This window comes from Bacillus oleivorans (genome assembly GCF_900207585.1).
Taxonomy (GTDB): domain Bacteria; phylum Bacillota; class Bacilli; order Bacillales; family JC228; genus Bacillus_BF; species Bacillus_BF oleivorans.
In genome coordinates, this window is record NZ_OAOP01000001.1 from 26,453 (window position 1) to 41,855 (window position 15,403).

Consider the following 15,403-nt stretch of genomic DNA (forward strand, 5'->3'; position numbering starts at 1 on the left):
CCAACAGTGTTTATTTGAAGGAAATGAGATCGTGAACGGGGATTAGGCTTCTGGGTTTCTGCCTCAAGCTAAAAATTATCTAACCTGGCGGAAAGAAAGCGAAGAAAGAGTCCTTAAGAAGCGTGGTAAAGGACCAGGAAAATAAAGGGAGAGACTGTATGTAAAAAACAACAATATGGGGAAAAGCGGGTAATCCATTTAATATATCGCGTAGAATATATTATTGGTAATGAATCATTAGAAAAAAGACCGTGTGGTATAAAATGTACCCTATGTAAAGGACATTTTGAAAAAAAGACTAGGCTGCGCTAAATAGATGATCTCTGTATTGAACAGGGGTCATCTTTTTTAGGTTCCATTGATATCTGTCTTTGTTGTAATAATTAATGTAATCGTTAATTTCTCGTTTTAACTTTTCTAGTGTTTCGCATGATTTTATTTGGGCTTCATCTTTAAAGTGGCCAAAGAATGATTCCTGTGGTTCATTGTCCCAACAGTTACCTCTCCTTGACATGGACTGTCCTAGTTTATAATCTTTTACTATTTTTTGATAGGTAGGACTTGTGTAATGAAACCCTTGGTCAGAGTGTATAAATGCTCCATCTGCTGCTTTTTTAAAGTTTCTATTTTTCATTAATTTTTTTAGGGTATCTATTGCTAGGTCGAGCGAAATTTGTTCTAAAACATGAAAGGCTAATATTTCATTTGTAGAACCATCTTTTATTGTAGATAGGTATGCTTTTTTTCCTTTTCCATAATACAAGTATGTAATGTTAGTATCCTGATTCGCTTTAAATTATAGACAAATTAAATTTACCCGCCAAAGTCATCTTGATTTGCCGAGCTCCTTTTTTTCTATTTTTATATTTAAAGGCTTTTAACACATTCTCCTTTAAAATCAGATCTCTCGCTTCTGTCTGCTTGCGTTTTTCTACGGATTCTAAAGAAAAATAATTGTAGTATCCTGAACGTGAAACCCCTAACTGCACATAAGAAACTGATCATATTGTTAAGTTTATACTTCTCAATTAGTGAATGAATCAAGAGGAACTTTAATTCAGTACCACCTCTTAGTTGTTTCTTCTCAGCCCCCTTTCTATCATGTCTAACTTTTTTAATAGTTCGTTTTCCGCTCTTAAAAGTTGAATTTGAGCTTCTAACCTTGCATTTTTCTCCTCTAACGTGAGTTCCTTTTTTCGAGGTCTGCCTGGGAGATTGGAACGTGAATCCTTCAACTCTAATACACCAGCCCTCTTATATACAGTGCGCTACCTATTAGCTACTTTCTTAACTCGGTCGGGTCCAATTACATCAATATTAAAACCATTTTCCTCGAATATTGCACGTGGAAGCTTTCCTTTCTTACTTTCAGAAATAAATAACCTCTTGAACTCTTCTGTATAGGTGATTGCCTTATTACTAACAGCTTTTACATTAGGATTTATATTTAGTTCGTTTACTTCTTTTTCAGTAAAGTATTTATTAGTCATTGTATATCTCCCTGATTATTTATCTTTAAATAAAGTATACAAAAAAGTACCCTATGAAGTAGTCCTTTTTTCAAAGTGTCTACTTCATAGGGTACATTTTAGTATTCGCGAGGTCTTCTTATAAATTCAAATAGAATTTTCCCGATCCACATTTAATTGCAAATATTCTTCGATCTGAATTTTTCGGTTCAGGTGAGTTCCAGCTTCATATATTCCATCTGCCATGGTTTTAGCCATTTTTACAACTAGATTCAACCGGGTATTTTGTAATACGAAAAACTCCATGAATCCACTTACATTGACGATACCGGTCATATGGGCATCACCAACCTGCGGGAGATCTTTATTGACACCTGCACCTGGCTTTACAGGACCTTCTCCAAGAATAATATGCCCAACACTTTTTATCCGTCCTAAACAAGCATCAATTCCGATAATAAAAGGATTCTCATGTTTTTCCTCAATCATTTGAAGTTTATCGACCAGATTTACAGCATGAATAGGGTCATCCAATGTTCCGTATATCGAAAAAGGCAAAGTTCCTTTTTCTGACAGTAACGTTCCGACAAAGGGACCGAGGGAATCACCTGTTGATCGGTCAGTACCAATACATACAAAAACAATCGGTTGAACTGTAGCAGGGAGTAATTGCTGAATATGAGAAGCCACTGCTTGAACTGCATGCTCATCATCATAAGGAATTCTTACAGTTCCGCCAGAACGTTCAAAAAAATAGGGCTTAAATTTCATAGGTCCTTCTCCTTCTGAATGGTAGTAACAGTATACGGAGAAATCACCAAATGTATACATAAACGCCAATAGTTTGTCTATTTATCTCAAGAAATAATCCATATATCTCTTTAAAAACGATATGTATCTTGCTAAAATAGGGATACTTGTTTTATATGGTACTAGCTTCTATAAAGAGGTGAAAACGTGATATACATAGAAACATTCTTTCAGTCTATCCAAGAAATATTATTAAGTGAAGACACTTGGATTCAAATCGGAAAAATTATTTTGATTCTGGTTTTGGCAGGAATATTTGTTAAAATAGCAAAATCAAGTGTCAATAAGATTTTTCTCGTGCGTTCAAAGGCACCGCTGCGGATTTCGGAACGAAGAGAAGCAACATTGATGAAGCTCATGCAAAACGTCATCACATACATTGTGTATTTTGTAGCGATTTTGATGATTTTAGATATGTATATTGATATCAGGACGATTATTGCAGGAGCTGGGATTGTCGGACTTGCGGTAGGCTTTGGTGCTCAAAGCTTAGTAAAAGATATTATCTCCGGATTTTTTATTATTTTTGAGGATCAGTTCTCAGTCGGTGATTATGTTCGAATTAATCAGGCAGAAGGTACAGTCGAAGAAATTGGGTTACGGATTACCAAGATTAAAAGCTGGACAGGTGAACTTCACATTTTTCCGAACGGCTCCATCTTAGAAGTTACTAATTTTTCGATTCATAATAGTTTAGCGATTGTGGATATCAGTATTGCTTACGAAGGTGATATCCAGAAAGCTGAAAAGGTGATTAATGAATTCCTTGAGACACTTCCGGATCAATACCCTGATTTGGTAAAAACGCCTGAATTATTGGGTGTTCAAATGTTAGGAGCTTCTGAAGTGGTCTTACGTGTGGCAGCTGAAACAAAACCAATGAAGCATACCCCGATTGCCAGGGCACTTCGCAAAGAGCTAAAAACTTGTTTAGATGCACATGGTATTGAAATACCGTTTCCACGTATGGTGATGTATACACGGAATGAAAAGCAAAATGAAGTCATATAAGAAGGAAGTGAATCATTTTGGAAATAAAAGATTTTGACTTAAATGATGTTGTCGAAATGAAAAAGTCACATCCGTGCGGTACGAATCGGTGGAAAATCATTAGAGTCGGGATGGATTTCCGAATAAAATGCGAAGGCTGCGGACACAGTGTCCTCATGCCGCGCAGAGAATTCGTGAAAAAAGTAAAGAAGATTTTAGAGAAACATGAAAAAGAAGCATAGAAAGAGATGCTTCTTTTTTGCTATTCTTTCAATTTGAAAAAAAGGAAGGTTTATCATGTATATCAAATTTCCGAAGGAACAAAAGGATCAGATTATTGCTGAAATTCAAGGTTTTTTCCTTGAGGAAAAAGGGGAAGAAATAGGTTTGATTGCGGCTGAAAACATATTTGATTTTTTTATGGAACGGCTTGGTCCTATCCTCTATAATCAAGGGGTTAAAGATGCCAAAAAATTGGTTACACAATTGCTTCTTAACATAGAAGAAGATATTGCTTCATTAGAGAGACCTATACAGCGAAAACTTTAAGCCGCTAATCCGGAAGCTGGCACATCATCACTTGTCTTTTCTTCTATTAGTCTCTATAATTGGGAAGGGTTTAAACGTTATAAATCAGATTGCAAATGATCATAGATATTATGAATTGAGGAGTGACGAGGATGGCCTTGACTGCCGGTATCGTTGGCTTACCGAATGTGGGTAAGTCTACATTATTTAATGCCATAACACAAGCTGGTGCAGAATCAGCGAACTATCCATTCTGTACGATTGATCCCAACGTTGGAATTGTAGAGGTTCCTGATGAACGTCTTGAAAAGCTTACAGAATTAATTGTTCCAAAGAAAACTGTTCCTACAACTTTTGAGTTTACAGATATCGCTGGAATTGTAAAAGGAGCGAGTAAGGGAGAAGGCTTAGGGAATAAGTTCCTTTCACATATTCGTCAAGTGGATGCTATTTGTCATGTGGTTCGTTGCTTTGCAGACGATAACATTACCCATGTATCAGGAAAAGTCGACCCGATTTCAGATATTGAAACAATCAATTTGGAATTAATTTTAGCTGATTTAGAATCAGTTGATAAACGAATTGAACGTGTTGGGAAAATGGCAAAACAAAAGGATAAAGATGCACTCGCTGAACACGAAATCCTTTTGAAACTAAAAGAAGCTTTTGAAAGCGAAAAGCCTGCTAGAACAGTCGAGTTTACAGAAGAGCAAATGAAGATTGTCAAAGGCTTACACCTTCTTACCATTAAACCAGTCCTTTATGTGGCCAATGTGGGCGAGGACGATGTGGCGGATCCTTCTTCGAATGAATATGTTCAGAAAGTAAAGGAGTTTGCCAAAGAGGATAATGCCGAAGTGATTGTAGTTTGCGCAAAAATTGAAGCAGAAATAGCCGAGCTTGAAGGAGAAGAGAAGAAAATGTTTCTTGCTGAGCTTGGTATTGAACAATCTGGTTTAGATCAGCTTATCAAGGCTGCATACAGCTTACTTGGATTAGCTACGTACTTTACTGCTGGTGTTCAGGAAGTAAGAGCCTGGACTTTCAGAAAAGGAATGAAAGCACCACAATGTGCTGGTATTATCCACACTGATTTCGAAAGAGGCTTTATTAGAGCAGAAACTGTTTCTTATGATGATTTAATGGCTGCAGGCTCAATGAATGCAGCAAAAGAAGCGGGTAAGGTTCGGCTTGAAGGTAAAGATTATGAAGTAAAAGACGGCGACATCATCCATTTCCGTTTTAATGTGTAATAGTTTATTCAACAGATAAGAAGGGAACAGATATCTTTTCTTATCTGTTTTTTATATTTAATTAAAGTTGGATACAGTATAAGGATTACGCTTGCAATATTCACAGTTTTGTTGCTTTTCCTATATGAACGTGATATAATTTCAACTTGTGAGTAATGAATGCATTGCTCCTTGCTCTTTTGTTAGAAAGAGCCGTTAGACCAAAAGGAGGTGACTGTGAGATGAGAAAGTACGAAATTATGTACATCATCCGCCCAAACATTGAAGATGAAGGTAAAAAAGCTGTCGTTGAGCGTTTCAACACTATTTTAACTGATAATGGTGCTGAAGTTCTTGAAGCAAAAGAATGGGGTAAACGTCGTTTAGCTTATGAAATTAACGACTACCGTGATGGTTACTACCAACTTCTAAAAGTTAATGCTGGTACAGAAGCTGTTAACGAATTCGATCGTTTAGCTCGTATCAACGATGACATCCTTCGTCATATCGTAATTAAAGAAGAAGAATAATAAAAAGATTTTAAAAATGTTTCACGTGAAACATTTTTAAAGGTAGAGGAGTTGTTCTGATGTTGAACCGTGTCATCCTCGTTGGCAGGCTTACAAAAGATCCAGATCTTCGTTACACGCCAAGTGGTGTTCCTGTAGCGACTTTTACTCTTGCAGTGAATCGTACATTTACGAATCAACAGGGGGAAAGAGAAGCTGACTTTATTAATATTGTTGTTTGGAGAAAGCCAGCAGAAAACGTAGCTAACTTTTTGAAAAAGGGAAGCTTAGCTGGTGTAGATGGTCGAATCCAAACAAGAAACTATGATGGCCAAGATGGTCGGAAAGTGTATGTTACTGAAGTTGTAGCAGAAAGTGTTCAATTTCTTGAACCAAGAAATGCATCACAAGATCGCGTCGGAAGCGGAATCTCTGGTGGTCCAAGAGACAAAGACTTCGGGTACAATCAGAATCAACCACAACGTAATTATCAGGATAATAACCAATTTTCACGTTTGGATGACGATCCGTTTGCTGACAATGGCGAACCGATTGACATTTCAGATGATGATTTACCATTCTAATAACAACGTTAAAATACATTTCATTACGAATGTAAGGGAGGGTAAACAATGGCAGGACGTAAAGGCGGACGTGCAAAGCGCCGTAAAGTGTGTTATTTCACAGCTAATCGGATTACGCACATCGACTATAAAGATGTAGATCTTCTTAAAAAGTTCATTTCTGAACGTGGTAAAATTCTTCCACGCCGTGTAACTGGTACAAGTGCGAAGTACCAACGTAAATTGACAGTAGCAATCAAACGTGCTCGTCAAATGGCTCTTCTTCCTTATGTAAGCGGAGAATAAGGTTGAATTTAAAGCAGCTAGGTCTTTCCTGGCTGCTTTTTTATGTGCATTAGCTTATCCCCCCTTATATGATTAAATCGGCTAATAAAACTGTTTAGGGCTGAAAGTTGATTGTTATTTTTTTCTCTTTTACAATATACTTAGTTTTGCTTTTACATAGATTGGGGGAACACTAGTGAATAATACAAGAAGACTAACAGAAGGGGCTGTTCTGTTAGCGATATATTCAGTTTTGCTGCTGATTTTTTTGTATATACCTTATATATCCATAGTTTCTATGTTTTTTTTGCCATTGCCGTTTATCATTTTTACAGTTAAATATGGATTCAAAAACAGTCTCATACTTGGAGTGGCCTCCCTCTTCATTACCTTTATTATTGGTAATTTATTAGCCCTTCCTGTAACGGTTCTCTATGGTTCACTCGGAATCGTGATAGGTTATGCGATTAGAGAGAAAAAGGGACGCTTTTTTTTATACATAGCGTCTAGCCTTACTGTAAGTGTTGGATTACTGCTTCAATATGTGATATCTATCCTGTTTTTAGGAGTAAATGTTATTGAAGAAACATTTGAAGCAACCGAGCGGTCATTTATCCGTTCAATGGAATTATTTCAGCAATTTGGCCAGGAGGTACCGGCTGAATTAACAGAAGAAAATATTGTACTTGTATTCGACATGCTCGAAACATTATTTCCGTCTTTATTGGTTGTTTCTTCGTTTATAGCAGCTTATTTAATCTTGCTAGTATGTGGTGTAATTTTAAAAAGATTTAAAATGCCGCTTCCAGAGAGAATTCCTTTTAGAGAGTGGAAATTGCCAAGAAGTATGATTTGGTATTATGTGGGAGTTACATTAATCAGTTTATTTGTCCCTCTTGAAACGGGTTCATTTACCAATATGGCTATTGTCAATTTATTATTCATGCTTCAGGCTTTATTCATAATTCAGGGATTATCTTTTGTTTTCTATTTTGCATATAATAAAAGAATAGCAAAAGCGGTTCCCGTGATTGTGGCGATTTTTGCTATGCTTACACCAATAGGACTTTTACTGATAAGATTATTAGGTATAATTGACATAGGCTTTGATTTAAGACAGCGGGTGAATCAGTCAAAATCTTGATGATCCTATTGAAAGAATAGGAGCTGAAAACAAATGTCATCACACTTAAGAAAGGGTCTCATTAAAGCCCCTTTATATGCACTGGTTGCTTTAACAGTGTGCTTATTGGCCGTATTAGCCTACTTTCAATGGATTGTGGCTTTAATTGGCTTTGTATTATTTGGCGGCATTTTCTTTTTTCTTCTATACCGGGAAGATACTCGTGAAAAGGAGATTGAGCAATATATTTCCACTCTTTCTCATCGTGTTAAAAAGGTAGGAGAAGAGGCATTATTAGAAATGCCGATTGGGATTATGCTCATTAATGATGAGTATGTTATTGAATGGGCTAATCCATACTTAACCTCCAGTTTCGAAGAGGAAAGCTTAATCGGCCGTTCGATTTATGATATAGCAGATGATTTGGTCCCCATTATCAAACAGGAAATCGAATCGGACAATATCACATTACATGACCGTAAATTTCGGGTAGTCTTTAAAGCAGAAGAACGGCTGTTGTATTTTTTTGATATTACAGAGCAATGGGAAATTGAAAAACGCTATAAAGAGGAACAGCCAGTCATATCTATTATATTTCTAGATAATTATGATGAAATGACGCAGGGCATGGATGACCAAACGAAAAGCAGCTTAAATAGCCAGGTTACATCCATCCTAAATAAATGGGCAAATGATTATGGAATCTACCTTAAAAGGGTCTCATCTGATCGGTTTATTGCTATTTATCATGAAAAAGTACTGAATAGATTGGAAGCGGATAAATTTAGTATATTAGACGTTGTCCGTGAAATGACTTCCAAGCAAAATGTCCCTCTTACCTTAAGTATTGGGGTTGGCGTTGGAGTCTCTTCCTTAATAGAGTTAGGCAGTCTGGCACAATCGAGTCTGGATTTAAGCTTAGGTCGCGGTGGGGATCAGGTAGCCATTAAACTGCCTAACGGAAAGGTCAAATTTTACGGCGGCAAAACCAACCCTATGGAGAAACGGACAAGAGTTCGGGCACGTGTTATCGCCCATGCATTAAAAGAGCTTATTGCCGGCAGTGATAATGTCTTTATTATGGGTCACAAACGTCCCGATATGGATGCAATTGGTTCAGCTATAGGAATTTTAAAGATAGTAGAAATGAATGAAAAGGCGGGCTATGTGGTAGTCAATCAGCAGGAAATGGATACAAGTGTTAGCCGCTTAATGAAGGAAGTCAAACAAAAAGAGGGCTTATATTCCCGTTTTATTTCACCGGAAAGAGCTATGGAGCTGGCTTCTGAAAATTCCTTGCTGGTTATTGTAGATACACATAAGCCATCCATGGTTATTTCAGATAAATTATTACAAATGATAGACCATACAGTTGTTATTGATCACCATCGCAGAGGTGAAGAATTCGTTCATGACCCATTACTTGTATACATGGAACCTTATGCGTCTTCAACAGCAGAATTAGTGACGGAGCTTTTAGAATACCAGCCAAGGCATAAACGGATTGAAATGCTGGAAGCAACAGCCTTACTTGCTGGTATTATAGTAGATACAAAAAGTTTTACATTACGAACGGGTTCAAGAACATTCGATGCAGCCTCTTATTTAAGAACACTCGGTGCTGATACGATTTTAGTTCAGCGTTTTCTTAAAGAAGATATTCAAACGTATGTCAAAAGAGCAAAGCTTATTGAGCATGTTGAGTTTTATAAAGATGGAATAGCGATTGCTAAAGGCCACGAAAATGAGCTCTTTGACCAAATTCTGATAGCTAAAGCAGCGGATACACTACTGACAATGGATCAGGTAGCAGCCTCCTTTGTGGTTGCCTATCGCCAAGAAGGAATGGTCAGCATTAGTGCACGTTCCTTGGGAGACGTGAACGTTCAAGTTATTTTAGAACGATTAGGCGGTGGCGGACATTTGTCAAATGCTGCTACGCAAATTTTGGATGTAACAATTGAAGAAGCTGTCCAACAATTGTATGAAGCAATAGATGAATATAAGCAAGGGGGAAGTAAAGAATGAAGGTTATCTTTCTAAAAGACGTTAAAGGGAAAGGAAAAAAAGGAGAAGTTAAAAATGTGGCAGACGGCTATGCACAGAACTTCTTGATTAAGCAGGGTCTTGCTGTAGAAGCTAATAAAAGTAATGTCAGCACCTTAGAGGCTCAAAAGAAAAAAGAGGAAAAACAAGCCCAAGCAGAGCTTGAGGAGGCCCAGGCTTTAAAGCTGAAAATCGAAAAATTAACCGTTGAATTAACAGCAAAAGCCGGTGAAGGCGGGCGATTATTTGGTTCTATTACCAGTAAACAAATTGCTGATGAATTGAAAAAGAACCACGGCTTAAAAATAGATAAAAGAAAAATCGAACTTCCTGATGGAATCCGTGCCTTAGGATATACAAAGGTTCCGGTGAAACTTCATACGGAAGTTACAGCGACCTTAAATGTACACGTAAAAGAAGAAAACTAATTTTGCCAACAACTATATACAATGAAACGTGATAAAATAAAAAATGTGATCGATCATTCGATCACATTTTTTACGTTATAAGCATTTGATTTATGAATATAAGGGAAAGCTTTATTATTTATAATCTTGGATTTAGGTTATAGGGAAATTTTCTTAGCCAAACGAACAGATATCTATTAATATAGTAAGTAGGACAAAGAGAGAATGGAAAGGGGGCATACCCTCATGAATGAATGGTTTCAGGACCGAATTCCTCCTCAAAACATAGAAGCGGAACAAGCCGTATTGGGTGCCATCTTTCTTGAACCCTCATCCATTACGGTTGCATCTGAAATATTAGAACCAGAAGATTTTTATCGAAACGCCCATGAAAAAATCTTTTATTATATGCTAAAGCTGAACGATTCAGGCGAAGCAGTTGACCTGATTACAGTAACGGAACAGCTGCAGGCAGCCAAGCAGCTTGAAGATATTGGAGGAGTTTCTTATTTAAGCGAACTTGCCGCAAGTGTACCAACGGCAGCTAATATAGACTACTATGCCAAAATAGTTGCAGAGAAGTCTTTACTGCGCAGATTAATAAAGACCGCTACGTCGATTGCTCAGGATGGCTATGCCCGCGAAGATGAAGTGGACGAGCTTTTAACTGAGGCTGAAAAGAAAATAATGGAGGTTTCTCAGCGAAATAACTCGGGAACCTTTCAAGATATTAAAGATGTATTAGTCAAAACATATGACCAAATTGAGGTTCTCCATAATCGTAAAGGAGATATCACGGGGATCCCAACAGGATTTGCAGAGTTAGACCGAATGACGGCTGGTTTTCAAAAGAATGATTTGATCATTGTTGCAGCTCGTCCTTCAGTCGGGAAAACAGCCTTTGCGTTAAACATTGCACAAAACGTAGCAACTAAAACAAGCGAAAATGTAGCGATCTTTAGTTTAGAGATGGGTGCCGAACAGCTGGTGATGCGGATGCTTTGTGCTGAGGGAAATATTGATGCACAGCGCCTGCGGACAGGATCGCTTACGGATGATGATTGGCGAAAGCTAACCATGGCGATGGGAAGTCTTTCAAGAGCGGGAATTTATATTGATGATACACCAGGTATCCGAATTAATGAAATTAGAGCAAAATGCCGACGTCTAAAGCAAGAACATGGGCTCGGAATGATCTTAATTGATTACTTACAGTTAATTCAGGGAAGTGCCAATTCAAGAGAAAACAGACAGCAGGAAGTATCGGAGATCTCTCGTTCCTTAAAAGGGTTAGCGCGCGAACTTCAGGTCCCAGTTATCGCTTTATCACAGTTATCCCGTGGAGTCGAACAGAGGCAAGATAAACGGCCAATGATGTCAGATATTCGTGAGTCAGGATCGATCGAGCAGGATGCCGACATTGTAGCCTTTTTATATCGTGATGACTATTATGATAAAGAATCGGAGAGTAAAAACATTATAGAAATTATAATTGCGAAGCAAAGGAATGGCCCGGTAGGAACTGTACAGCTGGCCTTCGTCAAGGAATATAATAAATTCGTTAATCTAGAAAGAAGATACGATGACGCTGCGGTCCCAGCGGGATAATCAGATTAGCCCCTCCTATTAGTAGGCTGGGCTTTTTTTATTTAATTTCTTTTTAACCTTACATTGTAATGAGCTAAATCCACGTCACTCCTGCGGAAAACGAGCGAGGAGGCTCGGTAGTTCGTCCTCGGAAAGGGAGTGATTTTAACGAATATCAAACAATGGTGTTTTACAGAGCTCATATTTTATTAATTCAATCGCTACAGAATGGAATAAATAAAAAATGGCAAACTAAGTGAAAATAGGCCATTGCTTTAGTACAAAATTACGAACGAAAAATATTAATATACTGTGAAATGTTCGTGATTTCGTTGACTCAGACCGATTAAATTGATACACTTATACAGTTAAAAAAACCAATTGTTGCTGGAGGTGCTCCTATGTCTTCCGTAGTTGTTGTCGGTACACAGTGGGGAGATGAAGGGAAAGGAAAAATTACAGACTTCCTTTCTGAAAATGCAGAAGTAATTGCACGTTATCAAGGCGGAAATAATGCAGGACATACGATCCGTTTTAACGGTACAACGTATAAGCTTCACTTAATTCCATCTGGAATCTTTTATAAAGAGAAAATTTGTGTAATCGGAAACGGAATGGTAGTAGATCCAAAAGCATTAGTCAAAGAGCTTGCCTATTTGCATGAACAAGGTGTTACAACCGATAATTTACGCATCAGCAACCGTGCTCATGTGATCCTTCCTTACCATTTAAAGCTCGATGAAGTAGAAGAGGAAAGAAAAGGGGCCAATAAAATCGGAACGACAAAAAAAGGAATTGGCCCAGCTTATATGGATAAAGCTGCTAGAATAGGCATCCGAATTGCTGATTTATTAGATAAAGACGAATTTAAACAAAAACTTAGCCAAAATTTAAATGAAAAGAATCGCCTTTTAGAAAAATTTTATGAAGTCGAAGGCTTTCAATTAGAAGATATTTTAGATGAGTATTACGAGTACGGCCAACAAATAAAACAATATGTTTGTGATACCTCTGTTGTTCTCAATGATGCACTAGATGAAGGTAAGCGTGTTTTGTTTGAAGGTGCACAAGGAGTCATGCTCGATATCGATCAAGGTACTTACCCATTTGTTACATCCTCAAACCCAGTCGCTGGAGGAGTTACCATAGGTTCAGGTGTAGGACCAACTAAAATTGACCATGTGGTTGGTGTATCGAAGGCTTACACAACAAGAGTGGGAGACGGTCCATTTCCGACAGAATTAAAAAATGAAATTGGAGACCAAATCCGTGAAGTTGGACGGGAATATGGCACCACAACAGGAAGACCGCGCCGCGTGGGCTGGTTTGACAGTGTTGTTGTCCGCCATGCACGCAGAGTGAGCGGAATTACAGATCTTTCTTTAAATTCTATCGATGTTTTAACCGGTATTGATACATTAAAAATTTGTGTGGCCTATCAGTATAAAGGCGAAATAATAAATGAATTCCCTGCCAGCTTAAAGGTATTGGCTGAATGCGAGCCTGTATACGAAGAGTTGCCAGGCTGGAAGGAAGATATTACAGGCTGTAAAACACTAGATGATCTTCCTGCTAATGCAAGACACTATATTGAAAGAGTTTCACAACTTACGGGTATCCCTATTTCTATTTTCTCTGTAGGACCAGATCGTACCCAAACCAATGTAGTAAGAAGCGTATACAGATAATTAAGAGTTTATATCCAGGTTACACAGAAGGCCGCAGACAGCGGTCTTCTCCCATTTTTTAGAAGTAAATCACTTAACAGTAAACCATTACTTATTCTTTTAATCATAAGTGTCGAATAACGATCATACAATGTAATAAAGTATGGAATAATTCTACATAAAAAGGCTTTTTTTGTCGAAAAATAAGGTTAGTGCAATAATACTAGTCCAACATTTTAATAGAGTAGGAAAAAAATAGCATTTATGTTACCATTTTAAGTAATAAATGGGTCTTAATTGTCAGCTATAATACAGTTTTATTACATATTTGGGTCAATTCTTCCCTTTTCCGCATTTTATGGTAGAGTATAAAAGTGTGAATTTATAAGACTATTTTGTAAATAGGTCTTTGTCACTATCTGGAAATTACATACCTTCTATCACATGAGGGGGATTAAACTATGGCTCATTGGAGACATTTATTGTCGAAATGGAAAGAACCAGTGCAGAAAAAATCGAATTTTTTAGTTAAGGGAACAGTAATCTCTACTCTGGCCGTTTCTAGCTTAACGTTAGGCTCAGTTAAAGCTAAAACTGAAGAAGAAGTAGGTCTTTCCACTGTTTACCACGTATATGTAGGAAACGAAAGAATCGGCGTGGTGACGAGTAAAGAAGAAATTGAAAAATGGATTAAAACAGAGCTTGAAAAAGCAAAAGAGGAATATGAGGGTATTGATTTCACTCTCGAAAATCAAATCTCTTATGTTCCGGAACAAGTATTTCAAATCGCTACTCAAGACGACTCTGTTATCAATACATTAGTGGATAAAGTCCAGGTTCAGGCAGAAGCATTTGCAATTACTGTAAATGGAGAACCCGTTACATATGTAGAAAGTGCAGAACTTGCAAAGCAAATCTTAGATTCTATCAAACAAGCATATGTAACAAAAGAGGAGCTCGCCCAATTAACTGCGAGTAGAGAAGCAGCTGTTGAAACAGCCAGCCTCACAGAAAACAACGAAACTAAACTTTTAGACGTCCGATTTACGGATGAAGTTACAGTTTCAGAAGAAAAAGTTACACCTAATGAAATTTTAACCGTTGACGAAGCGTTAAAGCTCTTGCAAAAGGGAACCCTTGAAGAAAAGAAATATCAGGTTCAAACCGGTGATGTGTTAGGAACAATCGCCGCCAAGCATGACTTAACACTTGCTCAACTGTTAAAGCTGAATCCAGGCCTTGAAGAAGATTCAGTTCTTCAAATTGGTAAAGAATTAAATGTTACGGTTTATGAACCGATCATTGATGTCGTTGTTGAATATGAAAAGTATCGCGAGGAAGAAATTCCTTATGAAACAAAAGTAATTGAAGATGACTCAATGTATAAAGGGGAACAAACAGTAAAACAGGAAGGTCAATCAGGTGTTGAAGCTGTCACGTACTTAATCAGAGAAGTAAATGGAGAAAGAGATGGAAAATCTGTATTAGAATCTAAGGTTCTCTCCGCTCCAGTAGAAGAAATCATTGTAAAAGGTACGAAAGTAGTCCCATCAAGAGGAACTGGTGACTTTATCTGGCCTGCAGTTGGCGGATATATCTCAAGTACAATGGGATATCGCTGGGGTAAAATGCATGATGGTATTGATATTGCCCGTCCATCTGATCGCACCATTAAAGCAGCAGACAATGGAGTTGTTGTCGAAGCTGGCTGGGATGGCGGCTATGGAAATAAAATCGTGATTGATCACAATAATGGCTACCGTACTGTTTATGCTCACCTGTCATCAATCAGTGTCAGCGTTGGTCAAACGGTACCACAGGGTTCAAAGATTGGTGTAATGGGGTCAACTGGAAACTCTACAGGTATTCACCTGCATTTTGAAATTCTTCAAAATGGTAAAAACATAAATCCGTTAAACTATTTTTAATTTCCAAATCAGATAAGGGGCTCTCAGCAAAGGCTGAGGGCTTTTCTATTACAGGACTATGATACCGGATCTGATTATTTACGAACGCAGTGAATCATGAAAATCAAATATTTCTTTCCGATAGATAATTTTGGTACATGACCCTTCCCTTTTTAAAGGATAATAAGCAATAATAATCGAATTATTTAGTCTAGGAGCTTCTTACCCGGAGAAGAAAAAGGTTTACAGATGAAACAAACCAAAATCCGTGATAAAGTAA

14 protein-coding genes and 1 pseudogene are annotated in these 15,403 nt (G+C 37.6%); 13 read left to right on the plus strand and 2 right to left on the minus strand.

Annotated features, from left to right (window positions below):
• Positions 1–298 precede the first annotated feature (298 nt).
• Positions 299–1,490: pseudogene (locus tag CRO56_RS00120) on the minus strand (IS3 family transposase).
• Positions 1,491–1,616: 126 nt separating this feature from the next.
• Positions 1,617–2,240 carry a spore protease YyaC gene (gene yyaC, locus CRO56_RS00125; protein ID WP_097156571.1) on the minus strand — a complete coding sequence of 208 codons (624 nt, stop codon included), beginning with the start codon at positions 2,238–2,240 and terminating at the stop codon, positions 1,617–1,619.
• Between the two features lie 195 nt (positions 2,241–2,435).
• Between yyaC and CRO56_RS00130 the strand changes: the two genes are divergently transcribed.
• The 13 genes from CRO56_RS00130 (at position 2,436) to CRO56_RS00190 (ending at position 15,144) form a co-directional block, all read left to right on the plus strand.
• The gene (locus tag CRO56_RS00130; protein WP_425427162.1) at positions 2,436–3,290 is read left to right on the plus strand and encodes a mechanosensitive ion channel family protein; all 855 of its coding nucleotides are present in this window, start codon (positions 2,436–2,438) and stop codon (positions 3,288–3,290) included.
• Positions 3,291–3,307: 17 nt separating this feature from the next.
• Positions 3,308–3,511 carry a DUF951 domain-containing protein gene (locus CRO56_RS00135; protein WP_425427144.1) on the plus strand — a complete coding sequence of 68 codons (204 nt, stop codon included), beginning with the start codon at positions 3,308–3,310 and terminating at the stop codon, positions 3,509–3,511.
• 55 nt (positions 3,512–3,566) lie between these two features.
• A complete protein-coding gene (locus CRO56_RS00140; protein WP_097156574.1) occupies positions 3,567–3,818 on the plus strand; it encodes a DUF2164 domain-containing protein in 252 nt (83 codons plus the stop codon).
• 131 nt (positions 3,819–3,949) lie between these two features.
• On the plus strand, positions 3,950–5,050 hold the full coding sequence (ychF, locus tag CRO56_RS00145; RefSeq protein WP_097156575.1) for a redox-regulated ATPase YchF: 1,101 nt from the start codon (positions 3,950–3,952) through the stop codon (positions 5,048–5,050).
• A gap of 221 nt (positions 5,051–5,271) precedes the next feature.
• Complete coding sequence (gene rpsF / locus CRO56_RS00150; protein ID WP_097156576.1) at positions 5,272–5,559, plus strand: 30S ribosomal protein S6; 288 nt, start codon at positions 5,272–5,274, stop codon at positions 5,557–5,559.
• A gap of 59 nt (positions 5,560–5,618) precedes the next feature.
• Positions 5,619–6,122, plus strand: a complete 504-nt coding sequence (gene ssb / locus CRO56_RS00155) for a single-stranded DNA-binding protein (protein WP_097156577.1) — start codon at positions 5,619–5,621, stop codon at positions 6,120–6,122.
• Between the two features lie 48 nt (positions 6,123–6,170).
• Entirely contained in the window at positions 6,171–6,407 is a 237-nt protein-coding gene (gene rpsR / locus CRO56_RS00160) for a 30S ribosomal protein S18 (RefSeq protein ID WP_097156578.1), read from the plus strand.
• A gap of 175 nt (positions 6,408–6,582) precedes the next feature.
• Positions 6,583–7,530, plus strand: coding sequence for a YybS family protein (locus tag CRO56_RS00165; protein WP_179714121.1), 948 nt, complete (start codon positions 6,583–6,585; stop codon positions 7,528–7,530).
• A 33-nt stretch (positions 7,531–7,563) separates the two neighbouring features.
• On the plus strand, positions 7,564–9,537 hold the full coding sequence (locus CRO56_RS00170; protein ID WP_097156580.1) for a DHH family phosphoesterase: 1,974 nt from the start codon (positions 7,564–7,566) through the stop codon (positions 9,535–9,537).
• Entirely contained in the window at positions 9,534–9,983 is a 450-nt protein-coding gene (gene rplI, locus CRO56_RS00175; protein ID WP_097156581.1) for a 50S ribosomal protein L9, read from the plus strand. The genes CRO56_RS00170 and rplI overlap by 4 nt, the downstream gene beginning before the upstream one ends.
• 225 nt (positions 9,984–10,208) lie before the next feature.
• Entirely contained in the window at positions 10,209–11,570 is a 1,362-nt protein-coding gene (gene dnaB / locus CRO56_RS00180) for a replicative DNA helicase (protein WP_097156582.1), read from the plus strand.
• Positions 11,571–11,950: 380 nt separating this feature from the next.
• Positions 11,951–13,237 (plus strand): adenylosuccinate synthase, encoded by a 1,287-nt coding sequence (locus CRO56_RS00185; protein WP_097156583.1) that lies wholly within the window; start codon positions 11,951–11,953, stop codon positions 13,235–13,237.
• 440 nt (positions 13,238–13,677) lie between these two features.
• The gene (locus tag CRO56_RS00190) at positions 13,678–15,144 is read left to right on the plus strand and encodes a peptidoglycan DD-metalloendopeptidase family protein (protein WP_097156584.1); all 1,467 of its coding nucleotides are present in this window, start codon (positions 13,678–13,680) and stop codon (positions 15,142–15,144) included.
• The last annotated feature ends 259 nt before the right edge of the window (positions 15,145–15,403 follow it).